This is a genomic window from Deltaproteobacteria bacterium, from assembly GCA_028818775.1.
Taxonomy (GTDB): Bacteria; Desulfobacterota; Binatia; order UBA9968; family JAJDTQ01; genus JAJDTQ01.
The window spans coordinates 15,219-32,061 of the sequence record JAPPNE010000154.1 but is presented as its reverse complement, the minus strand read 5'-3'; the positions used below and the strand labels follow the sequence as shown (position 1 = coordinate 32,061).

18 protein-coding genes are annotated in these 16,843 nt (G+C 67.5%); 11 read left to right on the top strand and 7 right to left on the bottom strand.

Annotated elements, in window-relative coordinates; all coding sequences use genetic code 11:
* Nucleotides 1–48 precede the first annotated feature (48 nt).
* Entirely contained in the window at nt 49–1,101 is a 1,053-nt protein-coding gene (locus OXU42_16835; protein MDE0031055.1) for an ABC transporter ATP-binding protein, read from the bottom strand.
* A gap of 181 nt (nt 1,102–1,282) precedes the next feature.
* Here OXU42_16835 and OXU42_16830 point away from each other — a divergent pair, with 181 nt between their 5' ends.
* Nucleotides 1,283–2,164, top strand: coding sequence for a carbon-nitrogen hydrolase (locus tag OXU42_16830; GenBank protein MDE0031054.1), 882 nt, complete (start codon nt 1,283–1,285; stop codon nt 2,162–2,164).
* A 171-nt stretch (nt 2,165–2,335) separates the two neighbouring features.
* The gene (locus tag OXU42_16825; protein MDE0031053.1) at nt 2,336–3,388 is read left to right on the top strand and encodes an agmatine deiminase family protein; all 1,053 of its coding nucleotides are present in this window, start codon (nt 2,336–2,338) and stop codon (nt 3,386–3,388) included.
* Nucleotides 3,389–3,443: 55 nt separating this feature from the next.
* Here the strand turns inward: OXU42_16825 and OXU42_16820 are convergent, their stop codons facing one another.
* On the bottom strand, nt 3,444–3,692 hold the full coding sequence (locus tag OXU42_16820; GenBank protein MDE0031052.1) for a hypothetical protein: 249 nt from the start codon (nt 3,690–3,692) through the stop codon (nt 3,444–3,446).
* A 70-nt stretch (nt 3,693–3,762) separates the two neighbouring features.
* Between OXU42_16820 and queF the strand changes: the two genes are divergently transcribed.
* The gene (queF, locus tag OXU42_16815; GenBank protein MDE0031051.1) at nt 3,763–4,152 is read left to right on the top strand and encodes a preQ(1) synthase; all 390 of its coding nucleotides are present in this window, start codon (nt 3,763–3,765) and stop codon (nt 4,150–4,152) included.
* A 2-nt stretch (nt 4,153–4,154) separates the two neighbouring features.
* Nucleotides 4,155–5,531 carry a replicative DNA helicase gene (gene dnaB, locus OXU42_16810; protein MDE0031050.1) on the top strand — a complete coding sequence of 459 codons (1,377 nt, stop codon included), beginning with the start codon at nt 4,155–4,157 and terminating at the stop codon, nt 5,529–5,531.
* A 21-nt stretch (nt 5,532–5,552) separates the two neighbouring features.
* Here the strand turns inward: dnaB and thiE are convergent, their stop codons facing one another.
* The 5 genes from thiE to OXU42_16785 form a co-directional block, all read right to left on the bottom strand.
* Nucleotides 5,553–6,170 (bottom strand): thiamine phosphate synthase, encoded by a 618-nt coding sequence (gene thiE / locus OXU42_16805; GenBank protein ID MDE0031049.1) that lies wholly within the window; start codon nt 6,168–6,170, stop codon nt 5,553–5,555.
* Entirely contained in the window at nt 6,167–7,606 is a 1,440-nt protein-coding gene (locus tag OXU42_16800) for a sigma-54 dependent transcriptional regulator (protein MDE0031048.1), read from the bottom strand. The genes thiE and OXU42_16800 overlap by 4 nt, the downstream gene beginning before the upstream one ends.
* 5 nt (nt 7,607–7,611) lie before the next feature.
* Nucleotides 7,612–8,733: an ATP-binding protein gene (locus OXU42_16795; protein MDE0031047.1), complete on the bottom strand. Its 1,122-nt coding sequence runs from the start codon at nt 8,731–8,733 to the stop codon at nt 7,612–7,614.
* A gap of 175 nt (nt 8,734–8,908) precedes the next feature.
* On the bottom strand, nt 8,909–9,226 hold the full coding sequence (locus OXU42_16790; protein ID MDE0031046.1) for a type II toxin-antitoxin system RelE/ParE family toxin: 318 nt from the start codon (nt 9,224–9,226) through the stop codon (nt 8,909–8,911).
* The gene (locus OXU42_16785) at nt 9,223–9,498 is read right to left on the bottom strand and encodes a hypothetical protein (GenBank protein MDE0031045.1); all 276 of its coding nucleotides are present in this window, start codon (nt 9,496–9,498) and stop codon (nt 9,223–9,225) included. The genes OXU42_16790 and OXU42_16785 overlap by 4 nt, the downstream gene beginning before the upstream one ends.
* Nucleotides 9,499–9,671: 173 nt before the next feature.
* Here OXU42_16785 and OXU42_16780 point away from each other — a divergent pair, with 173 nt between their 5' ends.
* From OXU42_16780 to rpsO, 7 genes are all read left to right on the top strand, one after another.
* A complete protein-coding gene (locus tag OXU42_16780; protein MDE0031044.1) occupies nt 9,672–10,163 on the top strand; it encodes a ribosome maturation factor RimP in 492 nt (163 codons plus the stop codon).
* 21 nt (nt 10,164–10,184) lie between these two features.
* A complete protein-coding gene (gene nusA, locus OXU42_16775; protein ID MDE0031043.1) occupies nt 10,185–11,600 on the top strand; it encodes a transcription termination factor NusA in 1,416 nt (471 codons plus the stop codon).
* Between the two features lie 256 nt (nt 11,601–11,856).
* Entirely contained in the window at nt 11,857–14,778 is a 2,922-nt protein-coding gene (infB, locus tag OXU42_16770; GenBank protein MDE0031042.1) for a translation initiation factor IF-2, read from the top strand.
* Nucleotides 14,779–14,821: 43 nt separating this feature from the next.
* Nucleotides 14,822–15,109, top strand: a complete 288-nt coding sequence (locus OXU42_16765; protein ID MDE0031041.1) for a DUF503 domain-containing protein — start codon at nt 14,822–14,824, stop codon at nt 15,107–15,109.
* A 5-nt stretch (nt 15,110–15,114) separates the two neighbouring features.
* Complete coding sequence (gene rbfA, locus OXU42_16760; protein MDE0031040.1) at nt 15,115–15,483, top strand: 30S ribosome-binding factor RbfA; 369 nt, start codon at nt 15,115–15,117, stop codon at nt 15,481–15,483.
* Nucleotides 15,484–15,503: 20 nt separating this feature from the next.
* A complete protein-coding gene (gene truB, locus OXU42_16755) occupies nt 15,504–16,412 on the top strand; it encodes a tRNA pseudouridine(55) synthase TruB (GenBank protein MDE0031039.1) in 909 nt (302 codons plus the stop codon).
* Between the two features lie 94 nt (nt 16,413–16,506).
* On the top strand, nt 16,507–16,776 hold the full coding sequence (gene rpsO, locus OXU42_16750) for a 30S ribosomal protein S15 (protein ID MDE0031038.1): 270 nt from the start codon (nt 16,507–16,509) through the stop codon (nt 16,774–16,776).
* The last annotated feature ends 67 nt before the right edge of the window (nt 16,777–16,843 follow it).

Genomic DNA, 16,843 nt, shown 5'->3' with positions numbered 1-16,843 from the left:
GCGTAGCGAAGCGAAGTCGAAGGACGCCAAACCAAATCCGACAGGCTCCTAGACCGACGGGATCACCCATGCGTCATCGACCGCGATACGTAGCGTCTGGCCGATGGCCGGCGGCCGCCGGAGCCACAGCCGGACCGGTACCTCGGCATCGCCGGCGGTCGCCTCGACGGCATAGATGCCGCCGCGATAGCTCGTGCGCCGGACGGTCGCGGCAAAGCCGCGGCCCTCGTCGGGGCGCAGCGCCTCGGGTCGAAGACAGAGCCGCACGGGCCCCTGCGTGACACGGTCGCCGGCCCGTACGGTGCAGTCGTGGCCGAACACCGTGGCGCGGCCATGGCCCTCTACCGGGGCCTGCGTCAGGGTCGCCTCCACGATGACCCCTTCGCCGATGAAGTTCCCTACCATCGGCGTCTCGGGCTCGTCGTAGAGCGTTTCGGGCGCCGCCGTCTGTTCGATGCGGCCGTCCGACATGACCGCGATGCGGTCGGCCATCGCCATGGCCTCGGCCTGGTCGTGAGTGATGTAGATGATCGTCGTGCGGGTCGTGCGGTGAAGGTCGACGAACTGGTCCTGCATCGCCGCCCGCAGATGCACGTCGAGATTCGCCAGGGGCTCGTCGAACAGAAGAATCCGCGGTTTCATGACCAGGCATCGGGCAAGCGCGACGCGCTGCCGCTGGCCTCCGGAAAGATCCGCCGGACGGCGCGCCGCCAGGCTCTCCAGGCCGACCGTCGTGAGAGCGTCGAGGACCGGCTCGCCGCGGTCCCTGGCATTGACGCCGGCGACCCGCAACGGGTAGCCGACGTTGTCGGCCACGCTCATGTGCGGCCACAGCGCATAGGACTGGAAGACGATCCCCACCCGGCGTTGCTCCGGCGCCACGTGAACGTCAGGGCCCGACATTACCGTCTCGTCGAACAGTACGCGGCCCGACGTGGGGCGCTCGAACCCGGCAATGAGACGCAGGATCGTTGTCTTGCCGCAGCCGGAGGGCCCCAGCAAGGCCAGAAACTCACCGTCCCTGACCGTGAGCGTGACACCGTCGACGGCCCTGATCGTACCGAAATCCTTGGTCAGTCGCTCCAGAGTCAATTGCGCCATCGCCTCGCACCGTTCGGTTGAGCCCACCGTGTGAACCGAATCATGGAGATAACAGGATAGGGGAGATGGCGCGCAAGAGCCAACGGCGAGTTTGTCGGACACTGGACCCTCGGCGGTCGGTTTGTTAGAGGTACACACATCCCGTCCTGTCCCTTGAACTCTTGAAGGTACGGTTTCCGCCATGGCTAACGACCGCGTGACCGTGGGGTTGATCCAGTCCCGGGCGTCCCTGGATCCCGACCGCAACCTCGCCGCCACCGCCCGGCGCATTCGGCTGGCCGCCCAGGGCGGCGCCAGGATCGTGTGCGTCCAGGAGCTTTTCCGCTCGCGCTATTTCCCGCGGACCGAGGACACGGAGGCCTTCACCCTCGCGGAGCCGGTTCCCGGGCCCACCACCGAGCGTTTCTGTTCGCTGGCGCGGGAGCTGGAGTTGGTGATCGTCGCGTCGGTGTTCGAGGCCCGGGCCCCGGGGGTCTATCACAACACCGCATTGGTCATCGACGCGGACGGGGAGATCTTGGGGCGGTACCGCAAGATGCACATCCCGGACGACCCCGGCTTCTACGAGAAATTCTACTTCACTCCCGGCGATCTGGGTTTCCGTACGTTCCGGACCCGCTATGCTCGCGTCGCCGTGCTCATATGCTGGGACCAGTGGTTCCCGGAAGCGGCGCGGCTGGTGGCCCTGGGCGGGGCCGAGATCATTTTCTATCCCACCGCCATCGGCTGGGGCTCCGGAGAGAACCGGGCCGAGCGCCGGACCCAGCTCGAAGCCTGGGAGTTGGTGCAGCGGTCCCACGCGGTGACCAACGGGGTCTACGTGGCTGCCGTCAACCGGGTGGGCCGGGAGGATGACATCACCTTTTGGGGCCGTTCCTTTGTCACGGACCCGTCGGGCCAGGTACTGGCGCGCGCCGGCAAGACCAAGCCGGAGATCCTGCTGGCCGGGTGCGACCTTGGGGCCATCGCCGCGGCGCGCCACAACTGGCCCTTCCTGCGCGACCGGCGCATCGATGCCTATCAAGGACTGACACGGCACATGCTGGATGACGTCTCGGATTGACGGGCGATGGCGGGCGGGAACGAAGGTGACCGCGCAGAAGGTACGATGCCGGCCCGCGCAGGGACGGAAAGCGACAGGTCCGCGCGCGCCGGGCGTGGGGGTACCCCGCCTGGAGTCACCGTGGACCGCGCGACCGCATCCGAGGGCGCAACGCTCGATCAAGCCGAAACCGTGAAACTGATCGACCCACACCGGCAGGGCTACCGCATGCCGGCCGAGTGGGAACCCCATGCCGCCACTTGGCTTGCGTGGCCCCACAACCTGGACACATGGCCCCACGACCTCGATCGGGTACGGCTGACCTGGGTCGAGTTCATCCGCGCGCTGGTTCCCGGCGAGAGGGTTCACCTGCTCGTGAACGGGGCCGCGGCCGGTAGGGATGCCTCGACGTGGCTGGGGCGCGGCGGCGTCGACCCGGGAGGCGTCACGTTGCACCACGTCCCTACCGTCGACGTATGGATCCGCGACTACGGGCCGACCTTCATCACGCGCCGCGACTCACCCGGTGCCCTGGCGTTCGTGAACTGGAGGTTCAATGCCTGGGGACTGAAGTATCCGGAATACGTGGCCGACGACGCAGTGCCGGAAAAGCTGAACGAGGCGTTGCGACTGCCCGCATTCTCGCCGGGCATCGTGATCGAAGGAGGCTCCATCGACGTCAACGGCGCCGGCCTCTGCCTCGTCACCGAGGAGTGTCTGCTCAACCCCAACCGCAATCCCGGCCGGGAGCGGAAGGACATCGAGGCGCTGCTTGAGACGGCGCTGGGGCTCGAGCGCGTGCTCTGGCTGCCCGCGGGCATGGCCGGTGACGATACCGACGGCCACATAGACAACCTCGCGCGCTTCGTGGACCGGGACACGGTCGTGTGCGTCGTGGAGCCGGACCCCGCCGACGAGAACTACCGGGCGCTCCAGGAGAACTACCGCTGTCTGGCCGCCGCCACGGACGCGGCCGGCCGGCGGTTCCGCGTCGTCCCGCTGCCGCAGCCGGACCCGGTGACGGCGGACGGCGTGCGCCTCCCCGCGAGCTACGCCAACTTCTACATCGCCAACGGTGTCGTGCTGGTGCCGCTCTACGGCGGCCCCAAGGACCGGGCCGCGCTGGACACCCTGGCGGACCTGTTTCCCGGACGCCGGATCGCCGGCATCGACGCGCGCGCCCTGATCCAGGGCCTGGGCGGGATCCACTGCGTGACCCAACAACAGCCGGCAGTGACTCAATGAACCGGCAACTTGACAGGCCGCGCGGGCGCGGTCTAGTTTGCTGCTTCGGTAGCTATCACCAGATCATGCGCGAGACCCGGTAGTTGGCCTGGACGTATTCCTTGGCCTGGGTCTCGGCGGCCTCGGCCGAGGCGGCGCTGAAGCGGAGCGGCAGCCCCTTTCGCGCCAGCACCAGGCAGGCGTCGTCGAGGCTGGCGCCTCCGATGAGGACGAGGTACGCGGACCACGCCCCGGCTTCCTCGACCGAGCGGATCTCGACCCGGACGGCGCCGTCGATGGAAGGAACGTGAATGTCGAGCTTCATGCCGGGGCAGTCTGAAGTCCGGAGCGGTCCAAGTCAAGGTTCGTGGCCAACCCCGTGAAAGGCGACCATCGTGCCGACGCAACCCAGCAAGGAGCTGCAGACCATACCCAATCCGCGGCAGGACCGGGACTATGAGGTGGCCATGGAATGTCCCGAGTTCACCTGCGTGTGCCCCAAGACCGGGCAGCCGGATTTCGCCACCATCCGCATCCGCTACGTTCCCGGCCCGCGTTGCGTCGAGCTGCTGTCGTTGAAGCTCTACCTGTGGTCGTATCGCGGGGAGGGCGCCTTTCACGAGGACGTGGTGAACCGCATCCTGGACGACCTGGTGGCGGCGTGCGCGCCCAAGTACATGAGCGTGGAGGGCGAGTTCAACGTCCGGGGCGGCATCCACACGTTGGTGACGGCGGAGCACGGCGCGCGGCCCCGGGGCGCGGGCCGGACCCCCGCTACGGGGTGACCATGGCTGACGCAACCGACACCCTGAGCAAGCTCCCGCCGCAGAACCTGGAGGCGGAGGCGTCCATCCTGGGCGGCGTGCTGCTGGACAACGAGGCCATCAACAACGTCATCGAGTTGGTCAACCCGGACGACCTCTACCGGGAATCGCACCGCAAGATCTTCCGCGCCATGGTGGCGTTGTGGGACCGCAACGAGCCGGTGGACCTCATCACCCTGAGCGACCAGCTCAAGAGCATGGGGGAGCTGGAAGCCGCCGGCGGCTCGGCCTATCTCGCGGAGCTCGCGAGCCAGGTGCCCACCGCCGCCAACATCGCCTACTACGCGCGCATCGTCCGGGAAAAGGCCATCCTGCGCCACCTGATCCGCACCTCCACCGACATCGCCACCCGCGGGCTGGAAGAGCGCGGCGACGTCGACATGTTCCTGGACGACGCCGAGCGCGCCATCTTCGACATCTCGGAAAAGCGCATCAACGCGGCCTTCGTGCGTATCGGCGACGTGATGACGGACACCATCAAGCGGGTGGACGAGCTCTACCACCGCAAGGAGCTGGTGACGGGCGTGGGCACGGGCTACGCGGACCTCGACCGGCTCACCGCGGGCTTCCAGCCGTCGGACCTGCTCATCGTGGCCGGCCGCCCGGGCATGGGGAAGACGGCCTTCGCCCTCAACATCGCGGTCAACGCGGCCCTCAAGGGCGTCGGCGTGGCCATCTTCTCGCTGGAGATGGCCATGGAGCAGCTCGTTCTGCGGATGCTCTGCGCGGAAGCGCGCGTGGACAACAGCCGGCTGCGGACCGGCTATCTCAGGGAGCACGAGTTTCCCGCCATCGTCCAGGCGGCCGGCCGGCTGGCGGAGGCGCCGGTGTTCATCGACGACACTCCCGCGGTCACGGTGCTGGAGGTGCGCGCCAAGACACGGCGGCTGCTGCGCGACCGGAGCCGCAAGATCGGCCTGGTGGTCGTCGACTACCTGCAGCTCATGCGCGGACACCGCGACTCGCCCAACCGCGAGCAGGAGATCTCGGAGATTTCGCGCTCGCTCAAGGCCCTGGCCAAGGAGCTGAACGTCCCCGTGGTCGCCCTCTCGCAGCTCAACCGCCGCGTAGAGGAACGCGGCGACAAGCGCCCGGTGATGGCGGACCTGCGCGAGTCCGGCGCCATCGAGCAGGACGCCGACGTGATCATGTTCGTGTACCGGGAAGACGCCTACGAGAAGGACCGGACGAAGCACACGGGCGTCGCCCAGATCATCATCGAAAAGCAGCGCAACGGCCCGGTGGGCACCGTGAAGCTCACTTTCCTCAACGAATACACGCGGTTCGAGGACTACTCGGGACGGGACGACGAGGGCTATCCGGACGCCCAGGAATACTGAAGCGCAGCCCGCGCCCTTCCTTCAGATCCTTCCCAGAATCTCCTTCACGCGCGCGGCGACGTCCTCGCCCCGGGTCAGGTAGCTGATCATGGCGGCGGCGTCGGCGCCGCTCTCCCAGGTCCGCGCCACGTTGTCGGCGGTGATGCCGCCGATGGCGACGATGGGAAGGCGCACCCGGCTCCTCACCGATTGGAGCATGGCGGGGCCGCGGGACGCATAGCCGGTTTCCTTGGTGCGCGTGGGGAACATGGGGCCGAAGCCGATGTAGTCGGCGCCGCCGCGCTCGGCCTCCTCGGCCTGCTCCACGCTGTGGGTGGAGATGCCGATCAAGCGCTCGCCCATGAGCGGCCGGGCGGCCTCCAGCGGCAGGTCGTCCTGGCCCAGGTGCACGCCGTCGGCGCGCGCGGCCAAGGCGACGTCCACGCGGTCGTTGACGATGAACAGGCATCCCGCGCGCTCGGTGCGCTCGCGGGCGTCCAGGGCCATGCGCAGGAACGCGTCGGCGGGGCCGTCCTTCACCCGCAACTGGAGCACCGAGACGCCCCCCGCGAGCATGGCGTCGATCACTTCCGGCAACGGACGGCCGCCGGTCTGTCCCGCATCCACGATGGCGTACAGCCGTGACGGCAGGGTGGTCATGGCTCCCTCTTCACGGTGATGCCCAGGTCCGTGATCTTCTTCCGCAGCGTGTTGCGGTTGATGCCGAGCATCTGGGCGGCGCGGATCTGGTTGCCGCGGGCGGCCTTGAGGGTCATCTCGATCAGCGGGCGCTCCACGTGCCCCATGATCGTCGCATGCAGCTTCTCCACGTGCGCGTCGCGCGTGCGTCTGAAGTAGTCTTCCAGCCGTCCGCGGATGATCTCTTCCAGCGACAGGCTGTCGTAGTCCGGCGACCTTTCCTGCCGGTTCGACAGGGCGAAGTCCCGCGCCGACAGGATCGGCCCCGGGGAGAGCACGGCCGCGCGGATGAGCACGTTCTCCAGCTCCCGGACGTTGCCGGGCCAGTCGTACTGCTGCAGCTCCCGGAGCGCGTCCGCGGAAACTCCCGATACCTGCGTGCCCATGTCGTTGTTCACCTTGGCTATGAAGAAGTCGATGAGCGCCGGCAGGTCGCTGCGCCGGTCGCGCAGGGGCGGGATCTCGATGGGGATGACCTTGAGGCGGAAGTAGAGATCGTCCCGGAACCGTTCCTCGTGGACGGCCTTCTCCAGGTCCCGGTTGGTGGCCGCCAGCAGCCGGGCGTCCGACCGCAGCATCTCCTTGCCGCCGACGCGCCGGTAGGACCCGTCCTGCAGCACGCGCAGGAGCTTGGTCTGAAGGTCCAGCGGCAGTTCGCCGATCTCGTCGAGGAAAAGCGTCCCCTCGTGGGCCAGCTCGAAGGTGCCCAGGCGTCTTTCCAGGGCGCCGGTGAACGCGCCTTTCTCGTGGCCGAACAGCTCGGACTCCAGCAGGTCGCGCGGGATCGCCGCGCAGTTCACCGGCACGAAGGGCTTGTTCCAGCGGGCGGAGTTGTAGTGGATGGTCTTGGCGACGAGTTCCTTGCCCGTGCCGCTCTCCCCCTGGATCAGGATGGTGGTGTCGGTCCCGGCCACCTGTCCGATGGTCTTGAACACCTGCTGCATGGCGGCGCTGGTACCGATCATGTTGACGCCGGGCTCGTACTTCTTCTTGACTTCCTCCTTGAGATCGCTCAGCTCGCGGCTCAGCCGGCGCCGCTCCAGGGCCCGTTCCAGGACCACCATCAGGACGTCCAGGTCGAAGGGCTTGGTGAGGTAGTCGAAGGCGCCCGCCTTCATGGCCTCGATGGCGTTGCGCATGGTGTTCTGCGCGGTCATCACGATGAAGGGCGTCTGCAGGCCGGCCTCCCGGGCGGCATCCAGGAGCGCCAGTCCCTCCATGTCGGGCAGGTGAATGTCCACCAGGGCGGCGTCGAAGCCGGACTCGTCCATCAGCCGCCGCGCTTCGTGTCCGGTGGCGGAGGCGGCCACCCAGTAGCCCTGCTTCTCCAGCGCCTTGCGCAGCACGCGGCTCAGAGAGTCCTCGTCTTCCACCAGCAGGATGCGGCCCAGTTCCATGGCGTTCAACCCTGTTGCGCGGGCAGTGAGACCTTGAACACCGACCCCTCGCCCACCCGGCTCTCCACGCCCAGGCGGCCGCCGTGCTCCTTGACGGTGGTGTCGCAGATGGCCAGTCCCAGGCCGGTGCCGCGGCGCTTGCGCGTGAAGAACGGCGAGAAGACGTGCGGCAGGTCCGCTTCGTCGATGCCGGTGCCCTCGTCGCGGATGTCCACCCTGACGAACCTGGTGCCGGCCGCGTGCCCCGTGCGCAGCGGGAAATCCGTTTCCATGTGCGTGGCCACGGTCAGGCAGCCGCCCCCGCTCATGGCCTGCAGCGCGTTCTTCACGAGGTTCAGGAAGACCTGGATGAGCCGGTCCCGGTCACCCGCCACCGGCGGCAGGCTGGGGTCGAAGGAGCGCTGGATGCGCACCCCGGCGACGGTGGCGGCGGGCGTTTCCAGCCGCAGCACGTGCTCCAGCAGTTCGTGCACGTTCAGCGGCTCCAGGTGCAGGCCCGCCGGCCGCCCGAGGTCGAGAAGCTGGTCCAGCAGTTGATTGACGCGCTCCACCTCGCGGATCATGATGTCGGTGTTTTCCACCAGCGACGCGTCGTGCGCCACCTCGGCGCGGAGGAGCTGCGCCGCGCCCTTGATCCCTCCGAGCGGGTTCTTGATCTCGTGCGCCAGGGCGGCGGCCACCTTGCCCAGCAGGGCGAGCCGGTCCGAGCGCCTCAGGTCCTCCTCCAGGGCTTGCCTCAGGGTGCGGTCGCGCAGCAGCAGCACGCTGCCCGAGACCTGTCCGCGACGGTCCCTGAGCGGCGACACGAGCGCGCTCACCGGCACCTTCCCGCGCCGCGGCTTGACGAAGTCGTTCTCCGCGCGGCTCGTGCTTTCGTCGGGTCCGAGGCTGTTGTCGATCATGTCCAGCAGCCACCCGTTGGCGCGGAACAGGTCGCGCGCGTCGCGCGCCAGCAGGCTGCGCGCGGAACGTCCGGTGAGGGTCTCGGCCGCCTGGTTGACGAACGATACGCCGCGGGCGCGATCCACCACCATCACGGAGTCCTCGAGGCTGGTGAGCACATCCTGCCACGAGATCTCCGCCGCCGGTTCACCGGATCGGGGCGCGGTGGGCATGATCTTCGCCATCTCACGTCTCTCCTTCCGTCACGGGCGAAGCCTGAGTCACACGTTCGAAGGCCATCCCCGACTCCGTGATCTGGCGGCTGGGCTTCCTCGCGACCCCCCGGTAGCACGGGCGGGGACCTGTTCTGGAGCGTCGCTCATATACCGCTCGAGCATCTCGGGTTCCGGGGCCATGGGCTTATCCGCCCCGCGCCTTGCTGCGGGCGATCCAGTCGGCGCCGGCGTAAGCGATGACGTGGATCAGAACCTCGCGTGCATCATCGTCGACCGTGAACGCAATGACTGCCTTGCGTCCGGCCGGTATGGCGCGCAAGCCGGGAACGATTTCATTGCGAATGCTCCCCTTGTGCGGAGTGTCCCGCAGACCGGCGATTACCTTTTCGATCTCCGCCAACCTGCGTGTCGCGGCTTCTGGTCCGTTGTAGTCGATGATCATGCTCACGATCGCAGCAAGATCATCCGAGACAGATGGGTGAAAACGGATCCGGTACTTCACCTTGACGCGTCTCGCCTCGCATGGAGGCGGGCACGAGCCGCGGCGAAGGCGTCATCCGCGGCCACATAGTTCGAGCGTGGGGTCTGCATCCGCTCCCGGATCTCCTCGGCCAGCGTGCCCAAGGCAACTTCGCGCTCCTCTTCATCCCGAATCATCTGCTCAAGGGCAGCCGCCACGGCCGCACTCCGGGAGGCAAAGACGCCGTCGCCGACCTTTTCAGTGAGGAAGCGATGATGGCGATCTGTAAAGCTGAGGGTCGTCTTGACTGTCATATGAGGCTCCTAGTATGACTCAGTCATATAACGCATTTTACCGTATGCGGCAAGATCCCGAAGCCGCGCCGGGCGATATTCCCGGCTTGCATTCGGCCGTGTCAGTGTGTAAAAGTTGAACATCAGTGGGCAGCTTGCCCGCTTTTTTATTTGAGGCGACGGTTTGGGTGCCGATGACGACGCGCGAGACATTGGAGCGCCTCTGGGAGATCGTCGAGCCGCTGGCCGCCGACCAGGGTCTGGAGGTGGTGGACATCGAGTTGCGGCATGAAGGGAGAGCGGGCCGCGTGCTGCGGGTCTACCTGGACCGGGTGGAGAAACAGGACGAGTCCGAGGCGCCCGGGCTCGACGAGTTGAGCCGGGTGAGCCGCGAGCTCAGCGACCTGCTGGACGTCTACGACGTGGTGGAGGGCGCGTACACGCTGGAGATGTCGTCCCCCGGCGTCAACCGTCCGCTGCGGAAGCCCGAGCATTTCGCGCGCTTCGTGGGACAGAGGGTCCGGGTCCAGACCGGGGAGATGATCGGCGGCCGGAGAAAGTTCGCGGGACCCCTGCACGGCGCCGCCGGAGACGGCGTCGTGGTGCTGCAGGACGGGCACGAGGTCTTCATTCCGTTCGGCCTGATCGTCAAGGCGAACGTCGAGTACGAGTGGGCGTCACCCTGACGCAGCCCCGGCTGGGGGAGAATGATGCAGCAGGATCTGAACCGGGTCATCGAGCAGGTGACCAAGGAAAAGGGCATCGACAAGGAGATCCTCGTCGACGCCATCGAGTCGGCCATGGTGTCGGCGGCCAAGAAGACGTTCGGCGCCGAGCGCACCTTCGAGGCCCAGTACAACCCCGACATCGGTGAGATCGAGCTGTTCGAGGCCAAGACTGTGGTGGACGACGTCGCCGACCCCGAGACGGAGATCGACCTGGATGAGGCGCGCGAGAGCCTGGACCCGGACGTGGAGCTGGGCGACGAGCTGCTCATGAAGATTGACGCCCAGGTGTTCGGCCGGATCGCGGCGCAGGCGGCCAAGCAGAACATCGTCCAGAGGGTGCGGGACGTCGAGCGCGAGATCATCTACAACGAGTTCAAGGACCGTCAGGGCGAGTTGGTGCACGGCATCGTGCAGCGCTTCGAGAAGAACAACCTCATCGTCAATCTCGGAAGGACCAACGCGATCCTGCCGGAGAAGGAGCAGGTGCCGCGCGAACGCTACCGGCAGGGCGACCGCATCCGTGCCTACATCGTCAGCGTCGAGATGACCAGCCGCGGCCCCCAGATCGTGCTTTCGCGCACCCACCCGGGCATGCTCATCAAGCTGTTCGAACAGGAAGTGCCGGAGATCTACGAAGGCATCGTGGAGGTCAAGGGCGCGGCGCGCGAGCCCGGGGGGCGGGCGAAGATCGCCGTGGCCTCCAACGACCCGGACGTAGACCCGGTGGGCGCGTGCGTGGGCATGAAGGGGACCCGGGTGCAGTCGGTGGTGCAGGAACTGCGCGGCGAGAAGATCGACATCGTGCACTGGATTCCGGAGCAGGCCGAGTACGTCTGCCGCGCGCTCGCTCCCGCCAAGGTTACCAAGATCTTCCTCGACGACGACGCCCACAGCATGGAGGTGATCGTCCCGGACGAGCAACTCTCCCTGGCCATCGGACGCAAGGGTCAGAACGTCCGGCTCGCCTCCCGCCTTACCGGCTGGGGCATCGACGCGCGCAGCGAGTCGGAGGCGGAAGAGGAAAGCCGGCAGGCGCGGCAGTCGCTGTCGGCGGTGCCGGGCGTGAGCGAGGTGATGGCGGAGCTGCTCTACCAATCGGGCTTCAAGTCGGCCGAGGACTTGGCGGAGGCCGATCCCTCCACCATCCATGAGATCACCGGCATCGAGCCGGAAAGGGCGGCGGCCATTCTCGAGGCCGCCATGACGCACGTGGAGGAATTGCGGGAGCAGGCGGCGCGAGAGGCGGAGGAGGCCGCGCTCGCCGCGGAAGCCGGTGAAGAGGCACCCGAAGCGGGCGCGGACGCGGCGGCGGACGGCGCGGGAGAGGGTGAAACGGCGCAGCAGGACGGCGAGCCGGAGCAGGCGCCGGAGCAGAGGGCCGAACAGACGGAATGAGCGTCCGAGCGCCGCTGCGGACTTGTCTGGGTTGCGGTCAGCGCGACGCCAAGACCGCCATGCGTCGGGTCGCGATCACGGAGAACGGTTTGGAACCCGAGGAAGTCCGGGGACGAGGAGGCTATCTGCACAACCGCGAGGACTGTTGGCGAGCTTTTCTGAAACGGAAGAGCCTGTACCGGGCTTTTCGTCGCGATCTGCCCCGCGGGGATCGTGAGGACTTGGTGGAGAAGCTTCGCGCTCAATGGGGTGGGAAATGAGCAAACTGAGAGTGCATCAACTGGCCAAGCAGCTCGAAATGGAGCCGAAGGATCTGATCGCCCTGCTCGAAAAGATCCGGGTGCGCGGCAAGAAGTCTCAGAGCTCCCTCGACGATTCCGAGATCGAGGCCGTGAAGGCGGCCATCGCCGCCACGGAAAAGCCCAAGGTCACGGTCGGCGAGGAACGCGTGGTGGTGGACCGGACCATTACCGCGGAAGACCAGGACATGGGCGAGGTGCAGGCGCACGAGAAGGTCGTCGAGCGCCGCGTCCGCGCCAACGTGATCCGGCGTCGCCGAAGCACGGTCGAGCTGGTCACCCGCAGGCCCATTCACCCGGTGGCTCCTCCGCCCGAGGAGGAGGAAACGGTCGCGGACGCCGAGGTGACGCCGGTTCCCGTGGTTCCCTTCCCCGTGCCCCGGCCCGTGGTCCCCGCGGCGCGGCCTCCGGAGATGCCGTCCCAACCGGCGGCGCCTCAGGAAGCCGCCATCGGCGAGACGCAGGAAGTCGCGGCGCGGGAAACGGAGCCGGTCGAAGCCGCCGAGCAGACGGTTGCGGCGGACGCCGTGCCCGCGGAGGGTGATGTCGTGGAGACGCCCGCGGCCGCGCGGGCGGTCCCGCCCGCGGATGCGGAGGCTGCGGAGGCCGCCGAGGCGGAGGTTCCCCCTCCCGGAGCGGCGCGGGAGCCGGACCGGCCCGAGACGCCGGCCGCGGGGAGCGAAATCGCGGCGCCCGGCGCCAACGGCGCCGCCGTGGTGGAAGCGAACGGTGCCGCCGCGCCCGAGGCGGACAAGGATGCTCCGGACAGCGTGGCCCGGCCCGCGGGACCGCGCATTCTCGGTCGCATCGACCTGAACCGCAAGGCGGCGCCCGCGCCCAAGCCGGCGGCTTCCACGGGTGACGAGAAACGGGGCGAAAGCAAGACGCCGGAATCCGAAAGCCAGGAAAAGGCCGGCAAGGGGGGCAAGGGCAAGAAGCGGGTCATTCGCAAGCAGGAAGTCATCGAGCTCAAGGAACGGGAGTTCCGTTCGCCCCGCGGACGGGTGCTGCGGAAGAAGCGCGCGCTGCCGGGCAAGGAACAGCGCAAGACCGAGATCACCGTGCCCAAGGCCAGCAAGCGGGTGGTGCGCGTGGCGGAAGTGGTCACCGTGGGCGACATGGCCCGGTCCATGGGCGTCAAGGCGGGAGAGGTCATCAAGAAGCTCATGGGCCTCGGCATGATGGCCACCATCAACCAGGTGCTGGACTTCGATACGGCGACGCTGGTGGCCAACGAGTTCGACTACCAGGTCGAGAACGTGGCCTTCGACGTGGAGACCGCGCTGCAGGGCCAGCATGAGGTGGCGGAGCCCGAGGAGGCGCTGGAGCCGCGGCCTCCGGTGGTCACGATCATGGGACACGTCGATCATGGCAAGACCTCGCTGCTCGACGCCATCCGCAGCACTCACGTGACCGACGCGGAGGCCGGCGGGATCACGCAGCACATCGGCGCGTATCACGTCCGGGTGGAAGGCCGGGGCGTGACCTTCCTGGACACGCCGGGACACGAAGCCTTCACCGCCATGCGGGCGCGTGGCGCCAAGGTCACGGACATCGTGGTGCTGGTGGTGGCGGCCGATGACGGCGTCATGCCCCAGACCATCGAGGCGGTGGATCACGCGCGCGCGGCTGAGGTGCCCATCATCGTGGCGGTGAACAAGATCGATCGTCCCGACGCCGACCCCGAGCGGGTGCAGCGCGGCCTGTCGGACCACGGCTTGGTGCCCGAGGGCTGGGGCGGAGACACGATCTTCGTGCCGGTGTCCGCCGTGACCCGTGAAGGAATCCCGAACCTGCTGGAGATGCTGTTGCTCCAGGCGGACCTCCTGGAGTTCAAGGCCAACCCCAACAAGCTGGCGCGGGGCGCCGTGGTGGAGGCGAAGCTGGAGCGCGGACGCGGCCCGGTTTCCACGGTGCTGGTGCAGGAAGGAACCCTGAAGGTGGGCGATCCCATCTTCGCCGGACCCCATCACGGCAAGGTTCGCGCCATGATCGACGACCAGGGCCGGAAGGTGGACATGGCGACGCCGTCCATCCCGGTGGAGATCCTGGGACTGCAGGGCGTGCCGCAGGCCGGTGAGGCGTTCTCGGCCCTCACGGACGAGGCCACCGCCCGGCAGTTGGCCGAATACCGGGAGACCCAGCAGCGCGAGGCAGAGCTGGCCAAGACCAGCAAGGTCTCCCTGGAGGAGTTCTACGACCAGATCAAGGCAAGCGAGGTCAAGGAGCTGCGCGTGGTGCTCAAGGGCGACGTCCACGGTTCGGTGGAAGCTCTCGGCGACGCCCTCACGCGGGTGTCCACGGACGAGGTCAAGATCCGCGTGATCCATGGCTCGGTGGGCGGCATCACCGAGAGCGACGTGTTGCTGGCCAGCGCCTCCAACGCCATCGTCATCGGTTTCAATGTCCGGCCCGAGCCCAAGGCCACGGGCCTGGCGGTGCAGCAGGGGGTGGACTTGCGCCTCTATACGATCATCTACGAAGTGATCGACGACATCCGCTCGGCCATGGAAGGGATGCTGGAGCCGGTGTACCGCGAAGAGTTCCACGCCCGCGTGCAGGTTCGCGAAGTGTTCAACATACGCGGCGTCGGCACCATCGCCGGCTGCGCGGTTACCGACGGCAAGATCCAGCGTTCCAGCATGATCCGTCTCCTGCGCGACCAGGTGGTGGTGCACGAAGGGCGGCTGGCGAGCCTCAAGCGCTTCAAGGACGACGTGCGCGAGGTGGGCACGGGTTACGAATGCGGCATCGCCATCGACGGCTACCAGGACGTCAAGGTCGGCGACGTCATAGAAGGGTTCGAGAAGATCCCTGTTACCCGCGCGCGACTGCGGTCCGACGGCGGTGGCGCCGCCCAGCTTTCCGCGGACCGGTAGCGCGGCCGCCGGAAAACGGCAAAGTGCCCGAGAGGCCGGCGGCATGGTGATCGGCGTCCTCAAGCTCGTGCTGATCCTGCCGGAGAATCATTCCCTCAAGGGCAAGCGGTCCGTACTGCGCAAGATTCAAGCGCGCGTGTCCAACCGCTTCAATGTTTCCACCACGGAGTGCGGCGACCAGGACCTGTGGCAGCGGGCTCTGCTGGGCTTCGCGGCGGCGGGCAGCAATCCGCGAATCGTGGAAGCCACGCTTCGTGAGGTGATGGAGTTCGTGCACCGCATGGGTCTGGCGGAGCTTGGGGAGTCGGAACTCCGCGTACTGCACGAATAGGCGGCGTGGCAAGAAATCGCCAAAAGACAGGCATTCCGCGTTCGCAGCGCGTGGGCGACTTGCTGATCGAGTTCGTTTCACGGCTGTTGACGCGCTCGCTCAACGATCCGCGGCTCGCTTCCGTGACGTTGACCGGGACGGACGTGCGTCCCGACCTCAAGCACGCCACCCTTTACTTCACGGTGCGCGACGGTGAAGCTGCCGGCGAGGAAGCGCTCCTGGGCCTGCGCGCGGCCACGGGCTTCATCCGAAACCGGATCGCCGCCGACCTCAAGCTGCGCTTCGTGCCCGACCTCGAGTTCGTCCACGACGAGGCCCCGGACCGTGCCCGGCGCATCGAGGATCTTCTCGGCCAGGTCCGGCCCAAGGCGTAGCCGGCAGCACTCCACGGGACATCATGCATCTGGTCACGAGCGGCATCCTGCTGGTGGACAAGCCGGAGGGGCCATCCTCGGCGCGGGTGGTGGCCACGGCCAAGCGCATTACGGGAGCGCGCAAGGTCGGGCACCTGGGCACGCTGGACCCGTTCGCCTCCGGGCTCCTGCCGCTGGCGGTCAATGAAGGGACCAAGGTCGCGCAGCACTTCCTGGACGCGGACAAGGGCTACACCGGCGCGATCGCCCTCGGAGCCGAGACCGACACCCAGGACCGCACCGGCGAGGTGCTGGTCCGGCGCGACGCGCCGCGGCTGGGTCCGCCGGAGCTCGAAGCGTTGCGCCGGGAATTCAGCGGCGATCTTCGCCAGGTGCCGCCCATGTATTCGGCGCTCAAGCAGGACGGGACCCGGCTCTACCAGCTCGCGCGCAAGGGCGTCGAGGTGGGCCGGGAGGCGCGGGACATCCGGGTGGAGATCACGCGTCTGGAGCAAGCGGGGCCGGCGGAATTGGAGTTCGATCTCACCTGTTCCAAGGGCACCTACGTGCGCACCCTGGCGGCCGACATCGGCGGCGCACTGGGTTGCGGCGGCTACCTGAGCCGTCTTCGCCGGGTGGCGTCCGGTCCCTTCCGCATCGACGACGCCCTCACCCTGGACGCCTTGAGGGAGCTGCCGGATGCCGGCGCCGTCCCGCTGGTGCCGCTGAACCAGGCCATGGGCCATCTGCGCGGCGCCGTCGTGGACCGGGCCGCCGCCGACGGGCTCAGGCGCGGTCTCCAGGGCGCCTTGGCGGGTATCGGCATGCCCGACCCCGGCGAGATCACCCGCCGGGTGGTGGACCCGGACGGCGTCCTCGTGGCGCTGATCGGCTGGCAGGCGATGGTGCGGAGGTGGCAGATCCTGCGGGTGTTCAACCGCTCGGGCTGAGCGTCGCCGCCGTCCGGCGCGGCTTTTGCAAGTGCGCGGCCGGTATGCTAAAAAGCACATCAAATCGATAAACAGGAGAAAGAAAAGGGTACAGATGGAATCAGCTCGGGAGCAGACCAGCGAGACGATCAGGCAGTTCAGACTCCACGATTCGGACACCGGTTCGCCTGAGGTGCAAGTGGCGATTCACAGCCACCGCATCACCTATCTGACAGAGCACCTGAGAACTCACAAGAAGGACCATCACACGCGGATGGGCCTGCTCAGGCTCGTCGGCAAAAGGCGGCGGCTTCTGGACTATCTCAAGAAAAGGGATGTTCAGAGGTACCAGACCTTGATCCAGCGGCTGGGTATCCGTCGATAGATACCCGGCCGTTGTCGTTCCTTCCCGCGTTCTTCTCTTCAGCCCCCACTGCCCTCGAGGGTACAAA

Bases quoted from the DNA above. Each gene is read 5' to 3' on its own strand.
- dnaB (MDE0031050.1), top strand. From the start codon at position 4,155: ATGGCTGACGCAACCGACACCCTGAGCAAGCTCCCGCCGCAGAACCTG.
- OXU42_16785 (MDE0031045.1), bottom strand. From the start codon at position 9,498: ATGACAGTCAAGACGACCCTCAGCTTTACAGATCGCCATCATCGCTTC.
- thiE (MDE0031049.1), bottom strand. From the start codon at position 6,170: ATGACCACCCTGCCGTCACGGCTGTACGCCATCGTGGATGCGGGACAG.
- rpsO (MDE0031038.1), top strand. From the start codon at position 16,507: ATGGAATCAGCTCGGGAGCAGACCAGCGAGACGATCAGGCAGTTCAGA.
- OXU42_16830 (MDE0031054.1), top strand. From the start codon at position 1,283: ATGGCTAACGACCGCGTGACCGTGGGGTTGATCCAGTCCCGGGCGTCC.
- OXU42_16835 (MDE0031055.1), bottom strand. From the start codon at position 1,101: ATGGCGCAATTGACTCTGGAGCGACTGACCAAGGATTTCGGTACGATC.
- nusA (MDE0031043.1), top strand. From the start codon at position 10,185: ATGATGCAGCAGGATCTGAACCGGGTCATCGAGCAGGTGACCAAGGAA.
- OXU42_16800 (MDE0031048.1), bottom strand. From the start codon at position 7,606: ATGGAACTGGGCCGCATCCTGCTGGTGGAAGACGAGGACTCTCTGAGC.
- OXU42_16820 (MDE0031052.1), bottom strand. From the start codon at position 3,692: ATGAAGCTCGACATTCACGTTCCTTCCATCGACGGCGCCGTCCGGGTC.
- OXU42_16765 (MDE0031041.1), top strand. From the start codon at position 14,822: ATGGTGATCGGCGTCCTCAAGCTCGTGCTGATCCTGCCGGAGAATCAT.
- OXU42_16780 (MDE0031044.1), top strand. From the start codon at position 9,672: ATGACGACGCGCGAGACATTGGAGCGCCTCTGGGAGATCGTCGAGCCG.
- OXU42_16795 (MDE0031047.1), bottom strand. From the start codon at position 8,733: ATGGCGAAGATCATGCCCACCGCGCCCCGATCCGGTGAACCGGCGGCG.
- infB (MDE0031042.1), top strand. From the start codon at position 11,857: ATGAGCAAACTGAGAGTGCATCAACTGGCCAAGCAGCTCGAAATGGAG.